Here is a 24219-nt window from a genome sequence, read left to right on the forward strand (position 1 = left end):
CACTCAACGGCCTGCCTCGGGACCGTCCACCGTACGCCGACCAGTTCGATGACCGGGCCGTCGTCACCCGGCTGTTCCACGATGGGTGCGAGGCTTGAACCACCGGATACTCGGTCTGACGGTACGCAACTTCCGCACCCTGACCGACACGAAGCTGCCGCTCGGGCCCTTGACCGTCATGGTCGGGCCGAACGCGGCGGGCAAGTCGAATGTTCTGCACGCGCTCGAGTTCCTGGGGGACGTGACCCGGAAGGGGATCGAGCCGGCATTCGAGGAACGTGGCGGCTTCGACGTCCTGGCGTTCCGGGGCGGCCCCAGGCCGGTGTCACGGATCTCCGTCGGCGTCGAGGGCATCTGGTCCGACTTCGCCTCGGAGGAGACCCCGGACCGCTACGAACTGCGCATCTCCCGGCGTAGGCTGGCGCCGACGGAGCGTGGTCGCGCGCAGTACACGACGTACCGGCGGGAGCGGTTCACCCAGCATCCCGTGGAGGGCGCGGAGACGTCCGTCGAGCTGACGAGTGGTTCCCTGACGGTCGACAGTCCCTTGGAAGCGGAGCGGACCTGGGGTCCCGTCGGCGTCGGGCCGATGACCTCCGCCCTGCACAGGGACCAGGCTCTGCCCATGGGCCTGCCGTCGGCCCGCGCCATGGCGGACGTCAGACGCCATCTCTCCCAGATCCGGGTGTTCGACCCCGATGTACGAGAGGCCCGGAAACCTTGGGGCATCAGTGAATCGGGCCGCTATCTGCAGAGCGACGCGAGGAACCTCGCCGACTTCCTCAGAGGGCTTCAGGAAGACGGCGATGCCTGGGAGTTCCTTCTTGAGGACGTCCGGAAGGTCGTGCCGCAGATCCGCGACATCCACCTCGTGGATCCCCCTGACTTCGCGTCCCACCGGACCGCGGTGGAGTTGGAGGAAGAGGGCCTGCGGGGTCGTACCCGGCTGACGGAGGCGTCCTGGGGAACCGTCCGCATCCTGTGCATGCTCGCGATCTTCCACGACCCCGAGCCTCCTCTGCTGACCTGCATCGAGGAGATCGACCACGGGATCCACCCGCATGCGCTGAGCCTCATGGCCCAACGGCTCCGGGAGGCGAGCGAGCGGAGCCAGTACCTGGTCACCACGCACTCTCCGGTCTTCGTCAACGAACTGGAACCCGAGGAGTTCGTGCCCTGCGAACGCCGGCCCAGTGGTGCTTCCGTGATCCCCGCCCGGAAGCCCGCCGACACTCGCCGAGTGGTCGAGGTGGCCGAGTATGAGCCCCTGGGCAATATCTGGTTCTCGGGTTCAGTGGGCGGGACGCTGTGAGCCCCGCCCCGCGTCGGCGACGGTCTGTCATCGTCGTCGCCGGTGAGAGCAGCAACGACCGGGAAGTTCTCCAGCACCTGATACCCGCCCTCTACCCCAGATGCCCCAAAGTCGTCACGATCAACGACAAGATCAAGCTTGCGCCTGCGCTGCTCCAGCTCAGCCCGCGCGTCGAGACACTGCGCGACAGTGCCCTGCGCATGGCGGAAGGCTGTAATGCCGAGCTCGTCGGCTTCGTCGTCCATGCCGATCTGGACGAGGTCTCAGACCAGAGGTACGACCAGGTGCGGGAGAGAATCACGACCCAACTACGCAAGACCCTGCCCTGCCACAGCGCACTGGCGCTCTCCGCCGTCGAGATGGAGTCATGGCTGATGCTCTTCCCCGACGCGTTTCCGAAGGTGCGGCGCGGCTGGACCATGCGACCTGAGGACCGTCGCAAGGACTTCACCAAGCTCGCGAATCCCAAGGAGCACCTCCAGAGGCACCTGGGCAAGCCTCCGTACCGGGAGTCCGACTCCCCGAAGATCATGGCGGCAGCCGTGGCACTCGGCCAGATCAGCGCACGTCCACCCGGCAACAACAGGTCGTTCAGGGACTTCGCGGACCAGTTGGCGGCCTGGAAGAAAAAATAGGGGGCCGCCACCCGTCGAGGGAGACCCGGGCCCCGGTCCACCCCCGACCGGGCTGTCAGCCACCCCCTATACGGTGGTACCGATCACCAGGGCATCGGCATCGCAAGAGGGGGACCGTCGTGAAGCCCACCATGGCCGCCGCGCAGCTTCGTGGCAGTCTGACGCAGTACCTCACGACGACGTACGCCCTCGCCGACGAGGACACCCGCGGCGCGCTCGAACGCTTCCTCGGGCATCCCGAGACCGGTATCTTCCGCGGGCCCTACCTGCGGATCAGGACACCGTTCCATGTCGCCGACGACGGCTGGCAGCGGGACCTGGAGTGGTCGGCCGGGTTCCCGGGGTTCGCTCCGTGGCGGCACCAGGCCAAGGCGTGGGCCCGGCTGTCCACGCTGCACGGACCCGCCCGGCCGACGCTGGTGACCACAGGCACCGGCTCCGGCAAGACCGAGTCGTTCCTGATCCCCGTACTGGACCACTGCCGGCGGCAGAAGGCCGAAGGGCGGGCCGGGATCAAGGCCGTGCTGCTGTATCCGATGAACGCGCTCGCCACCGACCAGGCGGGCCGTATCTCGGAGTACCTGGCGCGGCCGGAGCTGGCCCAGGTCACGGCGGGCCTGTACATCGGCGACCGGCCCGACACGGACTTCCGGCGGGTGATGACGCGGCGCGAGGAGATGCGCGTCTCGCCGCCCGACGTGCTGATCACCAACTACAAGATGCTCGACCTGCTGCTGCAACGGGGCGAGGACCGCACCCTGTGGGACGGCGCCGAGCCCGCGTACGTCGTGCTGGACGAGTTCCACACGTACGACGGCGCGCAGGGCACCGACGTGGCGATGCTGCTGCGCCGGCTGGCCGCCGCGACCGGCGCGTCCCGGCCCGGCAGGCCGCTGGGGTCGATCTGCCCGGTGGCGACCTCGGCGACCCTGGGTGAGGGTGCGCCGGGCAAGGAGGCCGGAGGCATCCTCGACGTGGCGGCGCGGGTCTTCGGGATGCCGTTCCCGGCGGACGCGGTCATCGGCGAGGAGCGGATGACCGCCGACGAGTTCACCGGCACCGTCGACTACGAACTGCCGGAGCCGCCGACCCCGCAGGAGGTCGTGGCGGTGTCCGGCGGGCCGGACGTGGAGGCCCGGCCCGACCTGCTGGACCTGGACGCGCTCGCCACCCGGATGCTGGGGCGCTCCGGCCTGGACGCCTTCCGCGTCGGGCGGCTGCTGAAGCGGCACGACTTCACCCACGGGGTGCTGTCGCTGCTCAGCGGGGAGCCACTGGACGAGTGGGCGCTCAGGGACCGGCTCGCCCGGTTCGGCTACTCCTGGGGCCGCACCGCACGGGAGAACCCGCGGCTGGTGCTTCAGGCGCTGTCCCGGTTCGTGGCCCTGCTGTCGGCCGCCCGTGACCCGGACTCCGACGAACGCAGGCCCCGGCCGCTGCTGCACATCGAGGCACACCTGTGGGTGCGACCCGTGACCCGCGTGCTGCGCGGCGTGGGCCGGACCCCCGAGTTCCGCTGGTACGAGGACGACCGCACCGCCGCCCGCCGGGCCGCACTCAACGCCGCGCCGCCCGGCGACGAGGACCCGGACGCCTCGTCCGGCAGCTGGCCGTCGTCCTCCGCGAGCAGACAGCCGCAGCCGCTGCCGGGCACCGACACCGCGCCGCGCCCCGCCCAGGTGCACCTGCCCGCCGTGTACTGCCGCAACTGCGGGCGCTCCGGCTGGGCCGCCCTGTCCCCGGAGGCCGACCCACAGCAGCTGGTGATGGCCCAGGACCGGATCTGGCGGGCAGGGGTGGGCCGGGACAAGCGGCGTGTCCGGTACTTCATCTCCGCCACCGCCCGCGAGCGGCGGCAGGCCCTCGACGCGCTGACGGGGGCACGGCCCTCGGACGGCGGCGTCGACCCGCTGTCGGTGGTGGTGCTGGACGGTGGGCAGGGCACGTACCGGCTGCCCACCGCCGGGGACGACGGCGACCTCGTCGACGCCTGGTTCGCGCTGGCCGTGCTCGACAAGAAGACGGCGGACCGGGCCGCCAAGGACGACCGGTGCCCGGCCTGCCACACCGACAACAGCATCCGCTTCCTCGGCACGGCCCGGGCGGCCCTCGCCTCGGCGACGGTCACCCAGCTGTTCACCGGCGGCGACATCGCGCTCGTACCGGAAGAGCGCAAGACGCTGCTGTTCAACGACTCCACGCAGGACGCGGCACACCGGGCGGGATACGTCGCCAACGCCTCGTACAAGTTCTCGCTCCGCTCGCTGCTCGCCCACAACCTGGACGAGTCGGGAGCGCCGACCGCTTTGAACGATCTGATCGGCCATGTCCTGGACTCGGTGGACGACCCGGAGGCGCTGGCCGCCGTGGTGCCCCCCGATCTGCACGACGAGCCCGGCGTCGACCGGCTGCTGTCCGGTCGCGGCACCGGCGACGCGCGGACCTGGCGGCTGATCGGCGAACGGCTGGCGTTCGCGACGGTGATGGAGTTCGGCCTGCGCAGCCGCATGGGCCGCACCCTGGAGCTGACCCGGACCGCCGCCGCCGAGGTCGCGGTGGCGGAGCCGGACCGGGTCACGGACCTGGCCCGGGATCTGCACCTCTCGCTGCCCGGCCAATTGCTGGCGGTCGGTGGGCTGCCCACTCCCGAGCGCTACCTCGCGTATGTCCGCGGCCTGCTGGAGCGGCTGCGCCTGCGCGGCGCGGTGCGGCACCGCTGGCTCGACACCTGGATCAAGGAAGCCGGTGCCGACCGCTACCTCATCTCCGGGCGCAGGCCGGACGGCATGCCCGCGTTCCCCGAAGGGGTCGCCCCACCGCGGTTCCTGCTGGACGGGCAGAAGGACAGGTCCGAGTTCGACTCGATCACAGGACGCCTCGGCTGGTACCAGGACTGGACCCGCAGATGCCTGGACCTGGACGCCGCCGGGGCCACCGAGTACCTGCGCAGACTGCTGCCCGCCCTCGCCGACGCGGGCGTCCTCGCGGTGCGGACCGCCCGCGACCGGCAGACCCGCGTGTACGGACTGCAACCCGGCCACATCGAGGTGCGGCTCCTCGATGACACCGTCGTCAACAAGGCCTTCGTCAGATGCGAGGACTGCCGCTGGCAGCAGGTCGTGGCACCCGAGCGGCGCACCCGCTGGTACGGACACCCCTGCCCCCGGTACCGGTGCAAGGGCCGGCTGACCGCGCCCCAGCCCGGCCTGTCCGGCATGGAGGCCGAGGTGTCCCGCTTCGGCTCACTCGCACCGGAGCGGGACTACACCGGCGACTACTACCGCCGCCTCTACCTGACGGGCGGCACGTACCGAGTGGTGACCGCCGAGCACACGGGCATGCTCAGCCGCCCCGAACGGGAGCGCGTCGAGCGCACCTTCAAGGCGGGTACGCACTACACCGACCCCAATGTGCTGTCGTGCACTCCGACCCTGGAACTCGGCATCGACATCGGCGACCTGTCCGCCGTACTCCTCGGCTCCCTGCCGGCGGGCCCCGCCAACTACGTGCAGCGGGCCGGGCGCGCCGGGCGCCGCACGGGCAACGCGCTGGTGGTCGCCTTCGGGGGACGCAAGGCACGCGACCTCTACTACCTGGACGAACCCGGCGAGATGATCGCCGGGACCATCCTGCCGCCGGGCTGCTACCTGTCGGCGGTGGAGATCCTGCGCCGCCAGTACACGGCGCGGCTGCTGGACCTGGCGGCCCGCGGCGAACTGCGGACCTCCGACGGCGAGGTGCTCGCTCCGCTCCCCCGGCTCTCCTCCGCCCTGTTCGGCACCAGCGGATGGTGCCAGGACCTCGCGGACGCCGCCCAGACACACGGCGCGGACCTCGTCGAGGAGTTCCTGACCTTGTTCCCCGCTGACAGCGGTGGGCAGGACGCCGACGAGGCGGGCGTCTCCGAGTACGCGGCGGACGAACTCCGCTCCTACGCGACCGGCGGGATCGTACGGGTGCTGCAAGAGGCCGAGGAGGACTGGACGGGACGGCGCGAGGAACTGCGCCGCAGGATCGCCGCGATCGACGAGGCCGCGGGACACCTGGCCCGGTCCGACGACACACAGGACCGGGAGCGGCGGGAACTGCTGGCCGAACGGCGGGCCGCCGGCGACCTGTTGCGCGAGCTGAGCCAGTCCAGCGCCCACGCCACGCTGGTGGACCTCGGGCTGCTGCCCAACTACAGCCTGACGGACACCACCACCCAGCTGGAAGCGACGCTCTACTGGACAGAGACCCCGGACGAGGAGGACGACACCGACGGAGCAGGTTCCGAACAGGGCACCGCCCGCAAGGTGTACCGCAGCGAGACCCGGGCCTACGAGCGGTCCCGCAAGCTCGCCCTCACCGAACTCGCCCCCGGGAACAGCTTCTACGTCAACGGCTACCGGCATGTCGTACGCGCCCTCGACATCGGCACGCCCGAGCGGCGCGCCTGGTCGGTATGGCGGCTCTGCCCCGCCTGCGGCTATGTGCGCACCGAGGACGCCGAGCGCGACACCCGTCCGTGCCCGCGCTGCCGCGGGCGGGAGATCGCCGACGCGGGTTGCGTCCAGTACGTGCTGCGGCCCAGGCGGGTCCTGTCCCGCGACAAACGGGACGACGCCCGGGTCCGCGACGACCACGACGAACGGGACCGCAGGCGCTACGCGGTCCTCACCACCGTCGACGTCGACCCCGACCGGCTGGCACCCGGTTCCTGGCGGCACGACACCGCCGTGTTCGGCGTGGACTTCACCCGCCACGCCACGATCCGCACACTGAACCTCGGGCTGGACCGCGAGGACGGCAGCAGCACGGTGCCGCTCGCAGGCCAGGACGTACGGCTCAACCCGTTCTACGTCTGCACCACGTGCGGCGGGGCGACGGCCGACGGCCGGCCCGTGGTGGACGTGTCGCAGCACGCGCTCACCGAGTCGGGGGCGGCGAGCACCCCGGCCGCCCAGCACCATCAGCTGTGGTGCCCGCGCCGCCGGGTCCGGGGGCCGATGGCCGGCAAGGGCGAACAGCAGGGCAGGGGTCAGGACGTGCCGCTGCTGCTCGCCCACGAGCTGACCACCGAGGCCGTGCGCATCCTGCTGCCCGCGTCGGTGGCACGCGTCAAGGAGCGCCTCGCGTCGTTCACCGCCGCCCTGTTCGCGGGGATCGCAGCCCGCTACGGCGGCGATCCCGACCACATCGACATCGCCGAGGCGACCATGCCCGATCACGCGGGAGACCTGGACGCGGACTGGCCGAGGCGCTTCCTGGTCGTCTACGACCGGCTGCCGGGCGGCACGGGCTATCTGCACCGGCTGGCCTCCGCCGACGGCTTCCGGGAGGTACTGCTCCGGGCGCGCGATGTCATCGAGGGCTGCCCGTGCCGCGAGAAGGGACTCGACGGCTGCCACCAGTGCCTGCTGCGGCGCGTACCGGCCGCCGACTACGACAAGGTCAGCCGCAACGAGGTCCGCCAGATGCTGGACGAGCTGCTGGGCGCCGACGGTGAACGGTGGCACACCTCGCCGGTGGCGACGACACATCACATCCCGCTGCAGCGGCAGGCCGAGAGCGATCTGGAGATCCTCTTCATCGACACCCTCCAGGACTGGGCGAAGCTGGCGGAGTCGAAGGCCGCGGCGGACTCCTACACCACCTCCGCCGGTACGTACGCCCTCGACCTGCGGCTCACGGCGGCCGACGGCACCACCGTGAGCTGGCGCGTCTCCCAGCAACGCGCCCTGGACAGCGGCACCCGGCCCGACATACTCCTCGAACGGCTGGACACCCCCGGCCCGCGCGTCGCCCTGTACCTCGACGGCTACGCGTACCACGCCACCCGTGAGCACAACCGGCTGGCGGACGACGCCATGAAGCGCACCCGGCTCCGGGCGGACGGCCTTCGCGTGTTCCAGCTGACCTACCACGACGTCAAGGAGTGGCGTCGGCGGATCCAGGACATCGGGTACGCGGGGGCCGGTCCGGCCGCCGCTGTGTGGGAGCCGTACGGCACGCGCGGACAGCAGCGGGCCCGCGACTACTACGACCGCGTGGGCCGGGGCCTGCCCGGTGAGCTCGCCGAGACGGTGTGGGTCAACCCGGCCCGGCTGCTGCTGGCCTATCTGCGCTCTCCCGACCCGGAACGCTGGCGGCGGCGGGCGGAGGCGGCTGCCGCCGGGCTCAGCGGGGCGGACGGGGTCCGCGCCGCGGCACTCACCGGAGAGGACATCGGCGACGGTCTCCGGGAAGCACTGCGTGGCGGCATGCCCGCCGGGGCCGCCGGGCCTGTACGGCTGCTGTCGGGGCCGGACGCGTCGGGCTGCCGTCTGGTGCTCGCCGCGGACGGCAGACGCACCCCGCCCGTATGGACGGGACTCACCGTCCTGGACGACGATGACGCCGCCCTCGCCGACGAGTCGGCCCACAAACGGCGCTGGCGTGCCTGGCTGTACTGGAGCAATGTGCTGCAGTTCCTGGAGCACGGCGGCGGTGACAGCGCACAGCTGACGTCGAGCATGCTCGACGGCTTCGCCACCGAGGTGCTCACCGTGACCGGTGGGGAGGGTTGGCTGACGTCGACGCGTACCCCGGTGCTGTCGTCCGTGGAGGAGCTCGCATCCGTCGGGGTCGTCCCCGCGCCCTCGGTGCCTGCCGTGGGAAGCGGTGAGGCGGTCCCGCCGAGGCAAGCGGCAAGCGATGTATCCGGCGGCGAGGGACCGAGGCGGGATCCCGGCTGGGACCGGGTCATCGAGTACCTCGACCCGGAGGAGCCGGGGCTCGCCGACCTCGCCCACGCCCTGGCCGCCGCGGGGGTGCCCGCACCTCAGGACGGCTACGAACTGGACGGCCACGGCTGGCAGGCCGAACTGGCGTGGCCCGACGCCCGGATCGGCGTGGTCCTCGCACCCCGGGCGGACGGCGACGAGCCCGACTACGAGGCACAGGACCGGGACAAGGCGTTCGCGGCGGCGGGCTGGACGGTCCGCACCGCCACCGCATGGGACCAGGCGGCGGTGATCGCCCGGCTCCTGGAACAGCAGCACGACAGCGACACCACCAGCGACGGGGGGCCGAAACGATGAACACCTCGGGCGTCACACTGCGTCTGCTCGACAAGGCCGACAAGGAGATCCTCAAGCTCCCCCGCACGGTCAAGGGCGCGTTCTTCGACTTCCAGCACAAGTTCCGGAGCAACCCGCACACCACCGGGCTCAAGCTTCAGCAACTCAAGGGCGACAGCAGGCTCTGGTCGGCGCGCGTCAACGACGAGTACCGGGCGCTGCTGCTGCGGCTCGCCGACGACGACTGGCTGATCGTCTCCGTCAAGCACCGCAAGGACGTCTACAACCGGCTGTCGTACGGCGTCAACCAGGTCACCGGCGGCATCGAGTACGTGGACCTGGAGGTGGTCGAGGACAGCGTCCTGCGCAGACTCCCCACCCCGCCCGCACCGGCCCCGACGACCACCGAGGCGCCCACGCCCGCCCAGCCGGAGCCGGCCCGGCCGCTGTTCGCCGACTGGTCCGACCAGCAGTTGTCGGACCTCGGTGTCGCCGAACCACTGCTGCCGGTCATCCGCACCCTCGCCACCGAGGACCAACTGCTCGGACTGGTCGAGTACGCACCGCAGCTCACCGGCGAAGTGCTGCTCGCCCTGTTCGACGGGGCGTCGTACGACGACGTACTGGACCAGGTGACCCGGCCGGTGGCCGCCACCGAGCCGGTCGACCCGGACGACTTCGAGGCCGCCGCACAGCGCCCGGCCACAGTCGTCACCACCACGGACGACGCACTGCGCGAGGCATTGGAGAGTGGCGACTTCGGCCGCTGGAAGGTCTTCCTCCACCCCACCCAGGCCAAACTGGTCGAACGGCGCTACAACGGCCCCGCCCGGGTGGGCGGCGGCCCCGGCACCGGCAAGACCATCGTCGCCCTGCACCGGGTGCGGCATCTCGTACGGCAGCTCCCCCCGGGCCGCGACAAGCCCGTCCTGCTGACCACGTACAACAAGAACCTCGCCGCCGACCTGCGCTCCCGGCTGCTGGAACTGGGGGGCGAGGAACTGCTGAGCCGGGTCGAGGTGAGCCACGTCGACCAGCTGGCGCTGCGCATCGTCCGCGAGGCCGAACCGGGCAACGGGAAACAGGCCATCGACGACAGTCAGGCCGTACGCGAATGGCGCGCACTGCTCGACGAGTTGGGAGAGGACGGCTGGGACCCGGAGTTCCTGCACGACGAGTGGACGCAGGTCATCCTCGGCCAGGCCGTCGGGACCCGCACCGACTACTTCCGTGCCCGGCGCGCCGGACGCGGCAGGAACATCGGCCGCGCCGAGCGCGCCGAGATCTGGCAGCTGGCCGAGCGCTTCGCACAGCGGCTCGACCGGCTCGGGCGGCAGACGTGGGACCAGGTGGCGGAACGTGCCGCGCGGCTGGAAATGGGCCGGGAGCAGCGCATCCAGAACATCGCCCGGCAGCGGGAGGAGGCGGGCGGCCTCGACAACGTCCACCTCCAGGACGGCTCCGGAGGCTGGCTGCGCCACCGGTACCGGCACATCGTGGTGGACGAGGCTCAGGATCTCCGCCCCGCTCACTGGAAGATGCTGCGCGCGATGGCTCCTCGCGGCGCCGACGACCTGTTCCTGGTCGGCGACACCCACCAGCGCATCTACAAGAATCAGGTGACGCTGGGCAGCCTGGGCATCAACATCCGGGGCCGGTCCTCGAAACTGAGCCTCAGCTACCGGACGACACGACAGATCCTGCGCTCCGCCCTCGGCGTGCTGGGCGAGACGAAGTACGACGATCTCGACGGCAGCGAGGAAACGCTGGCCGGCTACCGGTCAGTGCTCAGCGGAGGGCGGCCGGCCGGACACGCGTTCCCGGACTGGATCGCCGAACGGGAAGGCGTGGCCATGCTCATCAAGGAGTGGGACGCCGACACGGACATGACCATTCCGCACGAGCAGATCGCGATCTGTGTACCGACGAACCAGATGGCGGCCGAGATGGCCTACACGCTCAAACTGCACGGCATCGACTCGGTGGAAATCCGTTCCGATGGCCCGCACGGCTCCACCGGCGTGCACATCGGCACGATGTTCCGGTTCAAGGGGCTGGAGTACCAGCGAATGATCATCTCGGGCGTCGCGGACGGCCTCGTGCCCCGCGAGGCCGTCAACAGGCTGCGTGATACGGACCCGGTCCGATACCGGCACGAGATCCAACGGGCGCGGTCCCTGCTGTTTGTGGCGGCGACGCGGGCACGCGACAGCGTCGACGTGTTCTGGCACGGAAAACCCAGCCCATTCCTCGACGGGTCGTGGGTGGCCGCGGGCCCTGCTGTGAACTGACGCTCTCGCCGGCCTCCCTCGGTGGTCCGGCATGAAGGCACCTGGGCGTGCAGCGCCAGCCGCCGGGGGGCGTGCCTGGTTGGGTGCCAGAGGCGACGGCCCGTATTCCATCGTGCGGCGAGACAGGTGTCGGTGTTGTCGGCATCGGCATGGCCCCGGCCCCATACCCGGTTCGCAGGTTCCGCAGGCCGGCTGTGCTCGGACGCCCATGTGCGTCGCCCCCCAATCCGGCGCCGAACCTCCATCCGGCCGAACCGCCCGCTCATCCGCAGGAACAACGGCTTGAGCATCCCTGAGACCTGTCAGTTCGCCAGGCTCGAAACTACGGCTCTGACCAGGGCGGTCTGTCGGAGGAATTCCCCACCCACGCACGAGTCGCGATGCTCGGTCGGGAACGTGAGCGGGGCAGACGGAGGAGGGTGAACGTCAGCTTTCCAGTGTCAGCACCGTCCTCAAGGCAGGGTGCATTCGACCTGGGGTGATGGTCGTAATGGTGTATTTCGCGACGTTGTTGAGGACGAAGGGGTCCTGCGCGGTGATGTGCTCGACGGTCGGGCGGTCGACGCCGTGCGCGATGATCACGCCGCCGATGGACGTGGGGACGGTCTGGCCGGAGACCAGGAAAGTGCCATCCCGGTGGTGTCGTTCCAGGTAGGCGACGTGGCCGTGGATGAAGGGCTCTGCGGCCTGTTCCGGGGCCGTGTAGTGCAGTGACAGCAGGTGCAGCATGGTCCTCTCCGGCTTGAGTGGTGGCCGGAGAGGATCATGTCACCGTGTCCCGCCCGGACGGGACGCGGTGCCCGTCGCCCGGAGGTCGGCGGCCGGCTATCGCTTTGGGATGGCGTCCCGCTGTGTGGTGCAGGGGATCTCCGCGGTTGAGTGCGCGGGTTCTGCTCCCTCGGGTGCACCGTCTGCCGGTGTCTGCTCCCTGCTCAATTGGCAGGCCACCGTGCAACTGTCCGGAGTGAACGGGCAGTTCGACCCCAGGGGGTGCACGGTGGCCTTGTCCCAGCATGACCTACTTCGCCTGCTTGAGTCACTACGTTCGGCCGATGGCCTTGAACTCGTCCGCGAGGACGCCGAGCGGCTGCTGCAGGAACTGATCGAGGCCGAGGCCACCACAAAGATCGGCGCCGAGTGGGGCGAACACTCCGAGACCCGCACGACCTGGCGCAACGGCCACCGGGAGAAGACGGTGACCACACAGGCCGGCGACCTGGAACTCGCCATCCCGAAACTGCGGGCCGGGAGTTTCTTCCCGAGCCTCCTCGAGCGCCGGCGGCGCATCGACCAGGCCCTCTACGCGGTGATCATGGAGGCATACGTCCACGGCGTGTCCACCCGCTCGGTCGATGACCTGGTCAAAGCCCTCGGCTCTGACACCGGGATATCGAAGAGCGAGGTCTCCCGGATCTGCGCTGAGCTGGACGATCAACTGGACGCCTTCCGGACCCGGCCGCTGGACCACATTCGGTTCCCCTACCTGTTCCTCGACGCCACCTATGTCAAGGCCCGCGTCGACCACCGCATCATCTCGCAGGCGGCCGTCATCGCCACCGGTGTCACCCAGGACGGCGGCCGCGAGGTCGTCGGTGTCATGGTCGGCGACAGCGAGACTGAAGCGTTCTGGACCCAGTTCCTGCGTCACCTGCGCGAACGCGGCCTGAGTGGCGTCCGCCTGGTCATCTCCGACAGCCACAGCGGCCTGGTCAAAGCGATCCGCAAGGTCATGCTCGGCGCCGCCTGGCAAAGGTGCCGTGTTCACTTCGTCCGCAACGTCTTCGCCGTGATCCCGAAGGGGTCGGCGGAGATGGTCGCCGCGACGATCCGCACCGTCTTCGCCCAGCCCACCGCAGACGCGGTCCGCACCCAGCTCGACACGGTCGCCGACATGCCCGGCCGCCAGTTCCCCAAGGCCAGAGAAATGCTGCTGGAGGCGAAGGAGGACCTGACCGCGTTCGCGGACTTCCCGCACCAGCACTGGAAGAAGATCCAGTCCACCAACCCGCTGGAACGGCTGAACCGGGAGATCAAGCGCCGGACCGACGTCGTCCAGGTCTTCCCGAACCCGACCGCAGTCCTCCGCCTGGCCACCGCGGTCCTCGCCGAACTCCACGACGAATGGATCGCCTTCCCCCGCCGCTACCTCTCCAACGAGAGCATGGATGCCCTCTATCCCGACGACACGACCGTCCTGCCGGCCGCATCAAGCGACTGATCCCCTACACCACGTAAAGGGACATGACCTTCGCCCCTCACGCACACAAGCCGTACGCCGCTATGACGAGGGCTTGCATGACCCTGTCGCCGAGACGGTCAACATCCCTGCGTTCGGAGCCGCCTGCTCTTTGACCTCGTTCGGCACGGGCGCCACACCGGCGGTGACGGACCACTCCCCCAGATTGAGGAAGGCGGCGAACGCAGGACTCATCTCCATCAGTTCGCCGTCGAAGTGCCAGCCCCGCTCCTCCAGAAGACGGACGCCTCGCAGCAGTTCCTCTTTGGGCGGGATCTTTCGGCTGAGCGCCGTGCCATCCACGACGCAGTCGCGCTCAAGAGGGTCCTTCGCGACAACGAAACCCTCACCTACGTCTCCGAAGGCGTACCGAAGATCCCCCACCACCTGAGCCCGGGTCTTCTCTGTGGTCTCGGAGGTCGAGGAGTGCGACGCCTTCGCTCGTGTCGGCTCGGACGACGGAGTCGACGAGCCGTTCTCACTTCCTCCGCAGCCACCCCCCAACAGCCCCACCATGACCGCACCAGTAACCGCGAAGCCAGCGTTCCTACCCATTCGCCCCCACCTCGATCAGGGCTGCCCATTGCAGCCCGCCCGGACCTGCCATCGACATCCTCAACAATGCCTGGCGGCACCGAGGAGCCTCTTGATGATGCACATGCCGGGGTGCTCGTCCGCTGCCATTGCTGTCAGCGTTGCCAGGAGCCCTGCCAAGTGCCAACTGTGCCAACTCGGCGGAGGCTCCCATGTGCGCCCCGGCGAACTCAGAAATCCCCGGCGATTCCTCCGACGACGCGCCGGGGGCGTTGTCGCCTACGGCAAGTTGCACCAGGCGTGACTATAAGTTCCTCGGCACTCCGTTCTTTGCTCAACTTGCTGCAGCGAGGAGAACCAGGCCACGGCTTCCTCCAAGCTGCGCAGCCCTTGGGAAATCTCGTTGATGATCCGCTCTGACACTCGTAAAGTACTCACCTCCTCCGGGGCTTGAATAAAAAGTACGGCCTATTCCTGGCCAGCTCCGCACAGTCTGGGCGGTTCGGATTATAGCTCTGCCAGAAATATCTACCACACCCACTCCCTTCACTGTCGCCCATTCCCCTTGGCAGTGAATTTTGACGCTGTGACGAGCCCTGGAAGGATCGGACAGGATGCAACCCCAGTCCGATGGAGTTATGGACAAGAATCGGCGTGGCTCCAGCCAGCACCTGGTACGTTTGGAGGTCGCTGACGGTCAGAATAGAAGTCCGCGGCGCTGGGGCGGACCTTGGCGGTGGTGATCCGTACGTGGTCGTCGGCAGCGGTGTCGAGAACGTAACCGGGCTTGAGTTTATCGGCCCGCACCCAGTGGTGGGTCACGTCGTCCGCAGCTCATAGAACAGAAGGACCACCACCAGGCACGATATCGGCAAGACGCTTAAACGAGCCAAGTCCCTCACCGAGCACATCCGAATGAAGAGTTTCAGATCAAGCTAAGAGAGTGATCGGGTCTGGGAACAGACTTTCACTGCACCTCCTTGAGCACCACAGCAGTGCTGGCAAGCACACTGAGCTGCACAGGCCCAGCCGCACGGACCCAAATGAGGGGCCGATCGATCCACTTACGCACTCGATCGAAATGAAGTCCTTCCGGCCAAGCAGCGCCTGTCGGCAGGAGAACCGAAGCCTGCAGTTCGCAGAGCGGCCCTGCCGGAACGCCCGCATCCCTGCCCATCTCGAAATACGTCACCTCCCGCAACGAAATCGTCATATCCGGCTTTTCAGGACCCCAGCGAAGTGAGATATCCAGCATATCTCCGTCATCCACGACCGCCATCGAGAGAGCGCCTATGCTGTACCCTTCGCACGACTCAATGACGCGACATACTTTTTCCAATTCATTCATCTGCGCACCATCTCCACTTTCGGATCGTGGTGTTGAGTAACATTTCCTCTAGGGTCAAGCCTCGGATGAAATGATTTACCTTGACCCGACGACGGACGCGTCTTCGGCGCAAGCATCATAACTTCTCCGTCCGGCCGGATATACACCTCGCTGCCGTCCTCGTGGCGGTATCTGATATAACCACTCTCCGACTCGCTGTGGAGCGTGAATCCCTTCCCTTCGAGTTCAGCCCGGGCTTCATCAAGCGTCTTCCCGTTCATATTGGGCAGCCCACCTGCCGCACAGGACGCATTGTGGACCAGAACCGGGCTATCGCCCGCCAGCACATAGTACGTGTGCAGGCCCTCGACCGTGAGGTTGTAGGTCCGAGCGTGCTGAATAAACGGGCTGTTGCCCATGACGACGACAGTGTCCCCGTCAGCGGCAAGCACCTCGTCGCCAACCTCGATGTCCTCAATGTCACGAGTGTCGCCGTCTGCCATGAGGACATCGATGCCTGCGAGGAAGCATTTGCATCCTTCGCTGGTGCCGCGATTTCCTCGTGATCCGGTACCGGTGGATGCTCTGCCTCCGACACCTCCCTCTGACATCCCAGCAATCACATTACTGCCAGCCCAGTTGTAGAAGAACTCCTTCTTCGACGGGCAGCCGGTGGCGTCGCAGGCATTGAGAAGTGCCTTGTTTATATCGCTGAGCACATAGGCGACGTCCTGGTGCTCCGCATAGAAGTCGATACCGTAGATCGTCAGGCTTTCCAGGTGGCTGTAGAAGTGCTCGATGAACTTCCCGGTACCTGACCACTCCGCCGGGACGTAAACACCCGGAAGCAGGTTTACGAGGCCGTCATCATCGAGGTCTGTTTTAGAGTTACCCTCGTCCTTCCAGGTGATAGGAGACGGCGGCGGCACATTGGTGTTCGACTTACCAGGGTTTACGACGCCGTCTCCGTTGGAGTCGTTCTTGGGGCACGGAACGTCATGCCCCGGGCCGCAGGCAATCCTCCGCCCATCCGGATCGGAGAAGGTGGCCGGGTTCTGCATGCCGTAGCTGTAGCCATTCAGCGTCTGATGCAGGTCGAGCTGAAGCAGAGGGTCGACGCTGATGAATTGACCCGCGCTCGGGTCGTATTCGCGTGCCCCGATGTGTGTCAGGCCGGTCTCGGTGTCAGTCGACATTCCGAGGAATGCCTTGTCGTCCGGCCAGACACCAGTGGCCCCACCCCTGCTCGCGCCGAACGGAGTGCTGTACCGCTTGCTCAGGGTCTGGTTGGAGTCGCCGGAGATGGCGATCGAGCTGGTGCCGTGGGGTCGGAAGCGAGGAAGCTGAGCTTCTCGACGCCGGATTCGTTGGTACGCAGGGCGACGGTGGCACCAGCCACGCTGTAGTAGCGGTTGGCCCACTTCTTGCCGGTCTTGAGGTGGACTTCTGTGGCACCGAGGTAGAGGACTGTTTCGCCGTCGGTGGCGTTGTCTCGGCGGATGAGGAGTTCGCCGTCGGCATCGTAGAGATAGCTGGTGGCGGTCGCCGCCTCGTCATCGGTGAGGCGGGTGAGTTTTCCTTCCGCGTTCCAGTCGAGGGTCTGCGTGGCGGTGGACTCGACGCTCTTGACACGGTGCTCAGCGTTGCCAGTGTCGTCGTACCGGTACTGCTCTGTGAGCCCGGTGCAGGTGCCGGTGGTCGTGGTGGCGGTCAGCGCGTGCGGGCGGGCTGTGTCGTAGCAGTAGGTCCTGGTGACCGGTGTGCCGGTGTTTCGCTTCTCCGTCTTGCGCTGGCCGGATGCCGTGTAGGTGTAGCTCGTCCAGTAGGGAGCGGGGCCGCCGAGGTTGGCTTTGGTACGGCCGGAAGTTGAGCAGTCGGCTGTCTTGGGCGTCCAGGCCTCGGTGAGACGGCGGTAGGCGTCGTAGGCGAAGCACTGGTTGTCGGTGCCGGTGCCGACGATGGCGCTGTCGGTGGCGGCGGTGACGTTGCCGGCCTGGTCGTAGCTGTACGTCAGGTCCTGCACCGGGCCACGGGTCTGGTCATCGACGGCTGCTTCCGTCAGTCGCCCGGTGCCCTTCTCGTAGGTGTTGGTGAGGAACACTCGCTTGGTGCCCGAGGCGCTGGAGGTGCCGAGTTGGAGCTGGGCAACCTGGCCCAGCGCGGTGTAGTCGGCGGCGAGCAGATAGCCGGAAGCCCCGGAAAGCTCACTGGGCAAGCCGGCACTGTTGTAGCGGTGGGTGAGGGTTTCGGCCGCCAGTCCCCCGGCAGCGGGTTCCTTGGCGGTGTTCACCGTGCCGTCAAGACGATAGGTCGTCTCGTAGGTCGTGGTGGCCGCGATCGCCTCCGAGGTCACCAGCGGGTCGTCGGAAGGCAGTACCAGACTCGTGCTGGTGGGGCGCCCGAGTACGTCGTAGGCGTTGACCTGCTTGGTGTAAGCCTTGCCCGTAGCCCCCGCTCCGTTCTCGTAGTGGATGGACGCGGCTTCGGCATCGAAACCGCCGCCCACCACAAAAGGCCAGTTCACGTGCCTGTGAGATCAAATCCGGATGCGCGCTCCTCTCCTCGACGGCCACCCATAAGCCGACCAACCGTCAGGAGTTCAACACAAAAGACCAGGTCAGAGCACGTCTGACCTGGTCTCGGATAGAGCCGCCTTCGGGATTCGAACCCGAGACCTACGCATTACGAGACCATGAGCGATCATGTTGTCTCGTACCAGCTGGTACCGACTGATGCTGTCCTGCCTGATCAGATCAGGTACGGCGCCCCGACCGGTGATGCCTCGTGCCGCACCGTCCAAAGGCGTCCGGCCACCGGCTGGCCACCGGGGGCCGTCACTGAGCAGCGAAGCGAGGTGTTGGGGTCGAGTTGTAGGTGACCTCCAACAAGCGACTTGCCGGCCTTTCACCAGCCCGCCCGTGCCGCCTTGAGCCGGCAGCCCCCCGGCCGCACCGCCGTCAGTTCGAGCCGAAGACCTCAATGCCGCATTTCGCGGCACCGCTCCGTCCGATCCTCGCATCACTGGTGATCAGCGTTGCGGCGAGAGCCTCGGCCAGGGCGACGTACTGTGCATCGTAGGCACTCAGGTTTTCGTGGAGAGCCTGAACGCGATCCCAGAGGGGGAGCGTCTCGTGTCGGACGAGTGGGAGCTGCCGATAGGCATCGACAGCCTTGGCCACTTCCCGCGCCGTGAGCTTGTCCCCTCTCCTCATACCGAGGAGTGCGGACTGGATCTCATAGTCGATGAGCGTGGGCACGGCGACGGCATCGGCGGCGACCATGCGGGTGCGGACCGCAAGGCCGAGCGGGTCGTGGTTGGTGAGGAAGTGCACAAGAGCGGAACAGTCCATGACGACCGTCTCGCTCACCTCCCGGTCCTGGCCTCGTCAATCGCGGCCAGCACGTCCTCCGTGCTGACACTGGCCGTGGTCTCCCGGTTCAGGCGCGCCACCATCTCCGCCATGGTGGGCTTGGACGTCTCACGCGCGATGAGATCGAGGAAGTAGGCCTGGAGGGACTGGCCGGCCTGGGCAGCACGAACCTTCAGGGTCTGGATCTGGTCATCTGGGACGTCCCGAATCGTCAGAGCAGTCATGCTTGCATCATAGCGTCAACGCATGCAAAACGCAGACACCGTGCCGGGCGGGGCAGCTCCCCGGCTCACACGCCGGAGGAGTCGTTCAATAGGGGACCGGGGCTTCGACAGCACGTGCGCAGCGCGTCGTCGACACGGCGGACGGCGGTGACCGGCGCCATCTGCTGCGGCGCCGAGGCGAGTGTCGGTGCGGTCGGGGTGAACGGGGCCGGAAGTCCTCACCACGCAAGGCCAGAGCCACCACACGGGGCGTCCGCGCCACTGACGCGGCAATGCTTCGCGTTGTCGGCTTCTTCGCCGGCCAACAGGGGCCGGCCGGGTCGTTTGCGGTGCGGGACGACCAGGCCGGTGTTGATGTAAGCGCCATCGCCGAGCACGGTGACGCCCTGGCACCGGTCCGGCAGGGCGGAGTTGCGCCACACGCGGGCGCCGACCTTGCGGTCGCGGACCGGGACCAGCGTGCCGTCCACGATCCACAGCCGGGCCGCGGCACCGACCGGAGGGGAGGCCGGCTCGAGCGCGAGGAGGGGCCGCATGAGCGCCAGGGCGGTGGCCGTCGCCAATACGGCCGCCCGGCGAAAAGTTCTGAGAGGCCGAATCGGAGCTTACCGACACGGCTTCTTGGCCGTTCCTGGGGCCGGTTGGGGACCATGTCAAGGCCGCTCGCATCGGCTGACGACCTGGTGGGGCAGGGTGCGTGGTGCCCGCGGCATGGTGAGGTGCGCGGAGAGCGAGCAGTTCCTGGCCGTCGGCAGTCGAGACGCCGAGTTGTACCGCACCCCCTGTCTCAGCAGCGGGACGAGGTGGCGAACACCCGTCACATCGTCTGCCAACCACCTTCATCGGCATGATCTTTGAACGTATGATCCAACTACAGGGTCTGCGTGACGTTGGGTCAGTTGACCTATGGGATCGTCAGGAGGCGGTATGTCCGGTGACCCTGGTCCGGCGGAACGTGAGCCCCTCGCGCTGTTGGGAGCTCCGCCGGTTCTTGGGCACATCGTGGCGTTCGCCCGTGACTCGGTCGCCTTGTCGGTAGGCGCTTGTGAGGAGGTCGGCGAGGTGTTCACCATGCCGACCGCGGGCCGGAAGTTTTCGGTCCCGACGACGTGGCCGTCACGGCGGCGCCGCGCTCGTCGTGCCGAGTGCGCTGTCGCCACCGGGTCGCCGCCCCGACAGCACAGCAGTGGCCGCTACCGGTCCGTGAGCCGTCTGGAAGAACCAAGAGGAGAAGGATCAAGGCATGCGCCCGGACACCAGCACTCCACCGCTGTTCCCGCTGACCCGCCCCGCAGTACAGCGATGCCCGTTCGCCCCCGCCCCGGTCCCGCCGACTGAGCACGGGAGGCTCCCGAGGGTGCTCTGTCCCTCAGGCATCGAGGCGTGGCTCGTGACTGGTTATGACGATGCGCGCGACGTCCTCGGTGACCGCGAGAGCTTCAGCAACCGGTGCGGCACAGGCTCTTACGTGCTCACGCACACAGCACCCGACGCCCCGGTGCAGCCGGGTGAGTTCGTTCGGATGGACGGCCTGCCGCACCGGCGCTTTCGCGCGGTGGTCACCCCCGAGCTGTCCCCAGCCGCCGTGGAGCAACTACGGCCTGACGTTCGGCAGATCATCGAAGAGCAGGTGGACGCACTGGCTGAGGCGGGAGCACCCGCCGATCTGTGCGAGCAGTTCGCCAGGCCGGTGGCCGCGTCCGTGGTCTCCCTGGCCTTCGGCCTGCCTCGGGAACTGCACAACGTGGTCTCCGACGCCGTTGCCGCGTTCGACGCGGATGCCACCGCCGAACAGATGACGGCGGCCCAGATGCCGTTGTTCCATTACCTCTACGGAGTGGCGCTCGACCCCGGTACCGCTTCCGGTACGAGTGTGCTGAGCCGAATAACCGCCCGCGTCTGCGGGGACGCCGAACCGTTCACTCCCGAAGAACTGGTGGCCACAGCCGTCATCCTCATCGTCGCGGGTCTGGAGGCGACCGCCACCGCCATCAGCAACGCCCAGCTGGCCTTGTTCCTGAACCCCCGCTCGGCCGCGGTCCTGCGCGACGACCCCGGTTCCGTGCCGGGTGCCGTCGACGAACTGCTGCGGTACACGGGGGTGAACGCTGGCCTGCTGCGTGTCGCGGCGAAGGACACCGAGATCGCCGGGCAACCCGTACGCGAGGGTGAATTCGTACTGGTCGTTCCCCCCGCCGTAGGCTGGGACTCCTCCCGCTTCGCCGAGCCCGACGTGCTGGACCTGGCCCGACGGCCCAACCCGCACCTGGCCTTCGGACACGGAGCCCATATCTGCCCCGGACAGCACCTGGCGCGCCTGGTACTCGAGACCGTGCTGAGCACCCTGCTGGACCGGATGCCGACCCTCCGCCTGGCCATGCCCGTCGACCAGGTCGACTTCACCACTCGGGCCACGACCCGCGGCCCGGTGGCCCTGCCGGTTGTCTGGGACGCCGTCCGCGATCGGTCGGCCGGTCATAGCGCGTAGCCACCGCCGCTCAGGAACTACGAAGGGTGCAGATCTTCTGAGGGTGCTGTCGATCAGGCGGTGGGTATGACCTGGTCGCGGTAGCGCGTCTGGTGGTTGCGGATGAACTCCTGCTGCTGGTGCCAGGCCCAGTAGGCGTCGAAGTCGCCATTGGCGCGGACGGCACGCAGTTTGAGTACGGCTTCAGCTCCGGACAGGCCTCAGTGGGCGCCGGTGATGTCCAGGCGGTCTTTGACCAGGTGTCGGCATGCTCCCTCGATGATTCCGGTGGCGATCGGCCAGCCGCGTTCAAGGGCGGTGTCGAGCGCAGGTGCTCGGCCTTGCCGGTCAGGTAGTTCACGGCCTCGTCGATGCTCTTGCGCTGGGTGCCACGCAGTCCGGCGGTGCAGGCGGCTGCCCCCGGTGCCGCGGCGGTCTGCTGCACGCCTCCGCCCAGCAGGACGCGGGCGTGGTGGGCGACCCAGCTCTCGGCGGAGGCATCGCCGCCGTCGTGCAGGCACCAGGCCGCTCGCCAGAGATATTCGAGCACGTGGATGAGGTCGACGATGATGTGGACGTCCACGCCGCGCTGTAGTGCTTCGGCCTTGATGAGGTCGATCTGATGGCGGGCCCCGCCGACCAGGACGACCCAGGGACGGCGGTGGCCGGGGCCGCGGTGCTCCGCCTGATCGAACACGGCGGCCACCACCTGCGCGGCAGTGTCGTTCACCGAGCCGCACAACCACTTCGACCGGGCCTTCGGCCCCTGGCGGCGCTCGGGCGCCGCGTTGTGGGCGGCGTCGTCCTGCCGGTCGGGGTCGGCGATGATGTCGTCGACCGTGTGTGGCGCGGGTTCCGCATCGTAGACGGCTCCCAGGGTGGCCATCCGTTTCCTGCCGTGCTTCTCGCCGGACGCCAGCCGGGTCTTCATCGCGTTGCCGCCCTTGGCCGCCGCGGCTTTCGCGGTGTCCTCGCGCAGCGCTTCGGGCCTTATCACCACGCCTTTGCCGTCGACCGACAAGATCAGCGGCGTGGTGTCGGTGCAGGGAGCCGGCACGAGGGCGTCGCAGAAGGCGTCGATGTCCCCTGCGGCGCCGACAGCGAATTCCTGGACCTGCCGGTGCCCGATGCCGGAGCCGGTGACGGCGTTGATCCGTTCGCAGGCGCCGGCGAAGCCGCCGCGGGCGGACTCGATCGCGGTAAGCCTGGCCAGCCCATGCGAGTGCATTGCGTCCGGCAGGTTCAGCGCCGCGTCGGCCGGGCGCAGGTCCGCCACGCCGGTGCCGCGGTAGGCGATCCGGACCACGGTGACCTTGCCGAACACCGTGGCCAGCCTCCGGTGCCGGTCCCGCTCGATCCGGGAGCGCCCGGCACCGGCAGCGTCCACGACCTCAACACCGGCGTGCTGAAGGCCGAAGCCGCGGTCGACGGCTGGTACCCACTGCTGACGTCCGTCCCCGCCGGCCAGGCGGACGCCGGGCATGCCCTGATCCCCTTAGAGGTCCTTGCAGAAGGATCTCGTTGTGGCACGGTGGGGATGGAAGTGATTCCGTGCTTTGTGGGGTGTGACCATGGTGCGGCGGAAGCCGTGGGAGGTCAGTGACGAGTTGTGGGCGGTGATCGAGCCGCTGTTGCCGAAGCATGAGCGGCGGTTCCGGTATCCGGGGCGCAAGCGGATCGATGACCGCAAGACGCTGCAGGGTGTGCTGTTCGTGCTCTACACCGGCATCCAGTGGGAGTACCTGCCGCAGGAGTTGGGGTTCGGTTCCGGTCCTACCCGCTGGCGGCGGCTGGCCGAGTGGCAGGAAGCCGGGGTGTGGGAGGAACTGCAGCGGGTCCTGCTGGACCGGTTACGGGCGGCGGGCCGTCTGGACTTCTCCCGCGTCACCGTTGACGCTTCGCACGTGCAGGCCAAGCGGGGGCGAAGCAGCCCAAAAGTCGGCCCGAGCCCGGTTGACCGCGGACGGCCGGGCTCGAAGCATCACGTCCTGACCGACGCGCACGGCACCCCGCCGCGGGTGTCGCTGACCGGCGGACACCGCAACGACGTCACCCAGCTTCTGCCCCTGGTCGACAGTCTGCCGGCGGTGCGGGGCAAGCGCGGGCGTCCCCGGCGCAAGCCCCGTCAGTTGTATGCCGACCGCGGCTACGACTACGACGTCTACCGACGCCGGCTGCGCGAGCGCGGCATCGTTCCGAAGGTCGCCCGGCGCGGTCAGCCACACGGCTCGGGCCTGGGCCGTGTGCGATGGGTTGCCGAGTCAGCCATCGCCGGGCTCCACGGTCCCCGACGCCTCCGCACTCGCTGGGAAACCCGAGACGACATGCACGACGCCTTCCTCCAGCTCGCCCACTGCATGACCCTCGCCCGCAAGCACCCAGCGTTTTGAAAGGACCCCTAAAGGGCCAGGGCGCGGTCGAGCACAGATACCACGACATCAAGGGCCCGCTCGCGCGCGCCGGTCTTCGTGCATCACAACCGGCCCGTCGCCGCCCTGATCCAGGTCATCTGCCTGGCCCTGCTGGTCTTCTGCCTGATCGAACGGCAGGTCAGACGCGCGCTCGGCCCCGAGCAGACCATGAGCGGCCTCTACCCCGACAACCGCCGCGTCCGCCCCACCGGCCGCATGATCTTCTACCACCTCGGCGAACTCACCCTGCGAATCGGCAACGTCACCGACCCGCCCACCATCCAGATCCCCCGCGGCGTCCAACTCCACCTCCTCGACACCGACATCAGCATCGGACAAACCCGCTCGCCACAGACCTGAAACGGTGACCC

16 protein-coding genes and 1 pseudogene are annotated in these 24219 nt (G+C 68.4%); 8 read left to right on the forward strand and 9 right to left on the reverse strand.

Features of this window, described 5'->3' with window-relative positions; translation table 11 throughout:
- Nucleotides 1–94: 94 nt before the first annotated feature.
- From STRIP9103_RS43510 to STRIP9103_RS43525, 4 genes are all read left to right on the forward strand, one after another.
- Nucleotides 95–1312 carry an AAA family ATPase gene (locus STRIP9103_RS43510; protein WP_009342191.1) on the forward strand — a complete coding sequence of 406 codons (1218 nt, stop codon included), beginning with the start codon at nt 95–97 and terminating at the stop codon, nt 1310–1312.
- Nucleotides 1309–1947, forward strand: coding sequence for a hypothetical protein (locus STRIP9103_RS43515; protein ID WP_009342083.1), 639 nt, complete (start codon nt 1309–1311; stop codon nt 1945–1947). Before STRIP9103_RS43510 ends, STRIP9103_RS43515 begins: the two co-directional genes overlap by 4 nt.
- Before the next feature lie 119 nt (nt 1948–2066).
- Nucleotides 2067–9008: a DEAD/DEAH box helicase gene (locus STRIP9103_RS43520; protein ID WP_009342153.1), complete on the forward strand. Its 6942-nt coding sequence runs from the start codon at nt 2067–2069 to the stop codon at nt 9006–9008.
- Nucleotides 9005–11278 carry a UvrD-helicase domain-containing protein gene (locus STRIP9103_RS43525; RefSeq protein ID WP_009342140.1) on the forward strand — a complete coding sequence of 758 codons (2274 nt, stop codon included), beginning with the start codon at nt 9005–9007 and terminating at the stop codon, nt 11276–11278. The genes STRIP9103_RS43520 and STRIP9103_RS43525 overlap by 4 nt, the downstream gene beginning before the upstream one ends.
- Nucleotides 11279–11704: 426 nt before the next feature.
- On the opposite strand, the gene STRIP9103_RS43530 is transcribed toward STRIP9103_RS43525, so the two are convergent.
- Nucleotides 11705–12007, reverse strand: a complete 303-nt coding sequence (locus tag STRIP9103_RS43530) for a YciI family protein (RefSeq protein WP_009342159.1) — start codon at nt 12005–12007, stop codon at nt 11705–11707.
- Between the two features lie 268 nt (nt 12008–12275).
- Between STRIP9103_RS43530 and STRIP9103_RS43535 the strand changes: the two genes are divergently transcribed.
- Nucleotides 12276–13496, forward strand: coding sequence for an IS256 family transposase (locus STRIP9103_RS43535; RefSeq protein WP_048822183.1), 1221 nt, complete (start codon nt 12276–12278; stop codon nt 13494–13496).
- A 60-nt stretch (nt 13497–13556) separates the two neighbouring features.
- Here STRIP9103_RS43535 and STRIP9103_RS43540 read toward each other — a convergent pair whose 3' ends face one another.
- The 7 genes and pseudogenes from STRIP9103_RS43540 to STRIP9103_RS43560 form a co-directional block, all read right to left on the reverse strand.
- A complete protein-coding gene (locus STRIP9103_RS43540) occupies nt 13557–14069 on the reverse strand; it encodes a hypothetical protein (protein WP_141582005.1) in 513 nt (170 codons plus the stop codon).
- A gap of 946 nt (nt 14070–15015) precedes the next feature.
- Complete coding sequence (locus STRIP9103_RS50470; RefSeq protein ID WP_158696963.1) at nt 15016–15396, reverse strand: hypothetical protein; 381 nt, start codon at nt 15394–15396, stop codon at nt 15016–15018.
- On the reverse strand, nt 15393–16739 hold the full coding sequence (locus tag STRIP9103_RS52625) for an RHS repeat-associated core domain-containing protein (protein WP_234022454.1): 1347 nt from the start codon (nt 16737–16739) through the stop codon (nt 15393–15395). The genes STRIP9103_RS50470 and STRIP9103_RS52625 overlap by 4 nt, the downstream gene beginning before the upstream one ends.
- The gene (locus STRIP9103_RS43545; protein WP_234022450.1) at nt 16652–17899 is read right to left on the reverse strand and encodes an RHS repeat domain-containing protein; all 1248 of its coding nucleotides are present in this window, start codon (nt 17897–17899) and stop codon (nt 16652–16654) included. Before STRIP9103_RS43545 ends, STRIP9103_RS52625 begins: the two co-directional genes overlap by 88 nt.
- Before the next feature lie 433 nt (nt 17900–18332).
- Nucleotides 18333–18743 carry a type II toxin-antitoxin system VapC family toxin gene (locus tag STRIP9103_RS43550; RefSeq protein WP_009342090.1) on the reverse strand — a complete coding sequence of 137 codons (411 nt, stop codon included), beginning with the start codon at nt 18741–18743 and terminating at the stop codon, nt 18333–18335.
- Complete coding sequence (locus STRIP9103_RS43555) at nt 18740–18970, reverse strand: FitA-like ribbon-helix-helix domain-containing protein (RefSeq protein ID WP_009342206.1); 231 nt, start codon at nt 18968–18970, stop codon at nt 18740–18742. Before STRIP9103_RS43555 ends, STRIP9103_RS43550 begins: the two co-directional genes overlap by 4 nt.
- A gap of 263 nt (nt 18971–19233) precedes the next feature.
- A pseudogene (locus STRIP9103_RS43560) lies at nt 19234–19500 on the reverse strand (IS5/IS1182 family transposase); the annotation flags it as partial.
- 860 nt (nt 19501–20360) lie between these two features.
- Between STRIP9103_RS43560 and STRIP9103_RS43565 the strand changes: the two are divergent.
- Entirely contained in the window at nt 20361–21458 is a 1098-nt protein-coding gene (locus STRIP9103_RS43565) for a cytochrome P450 (protein WP_158696964.1), read from the forward strand.
- Nucleotides 21459–21468: 10 nt separating this feature from the next.
- On the opposite strand, the gene STRIP9103_RS43570 is transcribed toward STRIP9103_RS43565, so the two are convergent.
- On the reverse strand, nt 21469–22761 hold the full coding sequence (locus STRIP9103_RS43570) for a hypothetical protein (RefSeq protein WP_158696965.1): 1293 nt from the start codon (nt 22759–22761) through the stop codon (nt 21469–21471).
- Between the two features lie 247 nt (nt 22762–23008).
- Between STRIP9103_RS43570 and STRIP9103_RS43575 the strand changes: the two genes are divergently transcribed.
- A complete protein-coding gene (locus STRIP9103_RS43575) occupies nt 23009–23827 on the forward strand; it encodes an IS5 family transposase (protein ID WP_009342092.1) in 819 nt (272 codons plus the stop codon).
- Nucleotides 23828–23905: 78 nt separating this feature from the next.
- Nucleotides 23906–24208, forward strand: a complete 303-nt coding sequence (locus STRIP9103_RS52630) for a hypothetical protein (RefSeq protein ID WP_009342169.1) — start codon at nt 23906–23908, stop codon at nt 24206–24208.
- The last annotated feature ends 11 nt before the right edge of the window (nt 24209–24219 follow it).

It is taken from the genome of Streptomyces ipomoeae 91-03 (assembly GCF_000317595.1).
Lineage (GTDB): Bacteria > Actinomycetota > Actinomycetes > Streptomycetales > Streptomycetaceae > Streptomyces > Streptomyces ipomoeae.

Coding starts and splice junctions, on each gene's coding strand:
- STRIP9103_RS43525 (WP_009342140.1), top strand. CDS start 9,005: ATGAACACCTCGGGCGTCACACTGCGTCTGCTCGACAAGGCCGACAAG.
- STRIP9103_RS43530 (WP_009342159.1), bottom strand. CDS start 12,007: ATGCTGCACCTGCTGTCACTGCACTACACGGCCCCGGAACAGGCCGCA.
- STRIP9103_RS43540 (WP_141582005.1), bottom strand. CDS start 14,069: ATGGGTAGGAACGCTGGCTTCGCGGTTACTGGTGCGGTCATGGTGGGG.
- STRIP9103_RS50470 (WP_158696963.1), bottom strand. CDS start 15,396: ATGAATGAATTGGAAAAAGTATGTCGCGTCATTGAGTCGTGCGAAGGG.
- STRIP9103_RS43555 (WP_009342206.1), bottom strand. CDS start 18,970: ATGACTGCTCTGACGATTCGGGACGTCCCAGATGACCAGATCCAGACC.
- STRIP9103_RS43575 (WP_009342092.1), top strand. CDS start 23,009: ATGGTGCGGCGGAAGCCGTGGGAGGTCAGTGACGAGTTGTGGGCGGTG.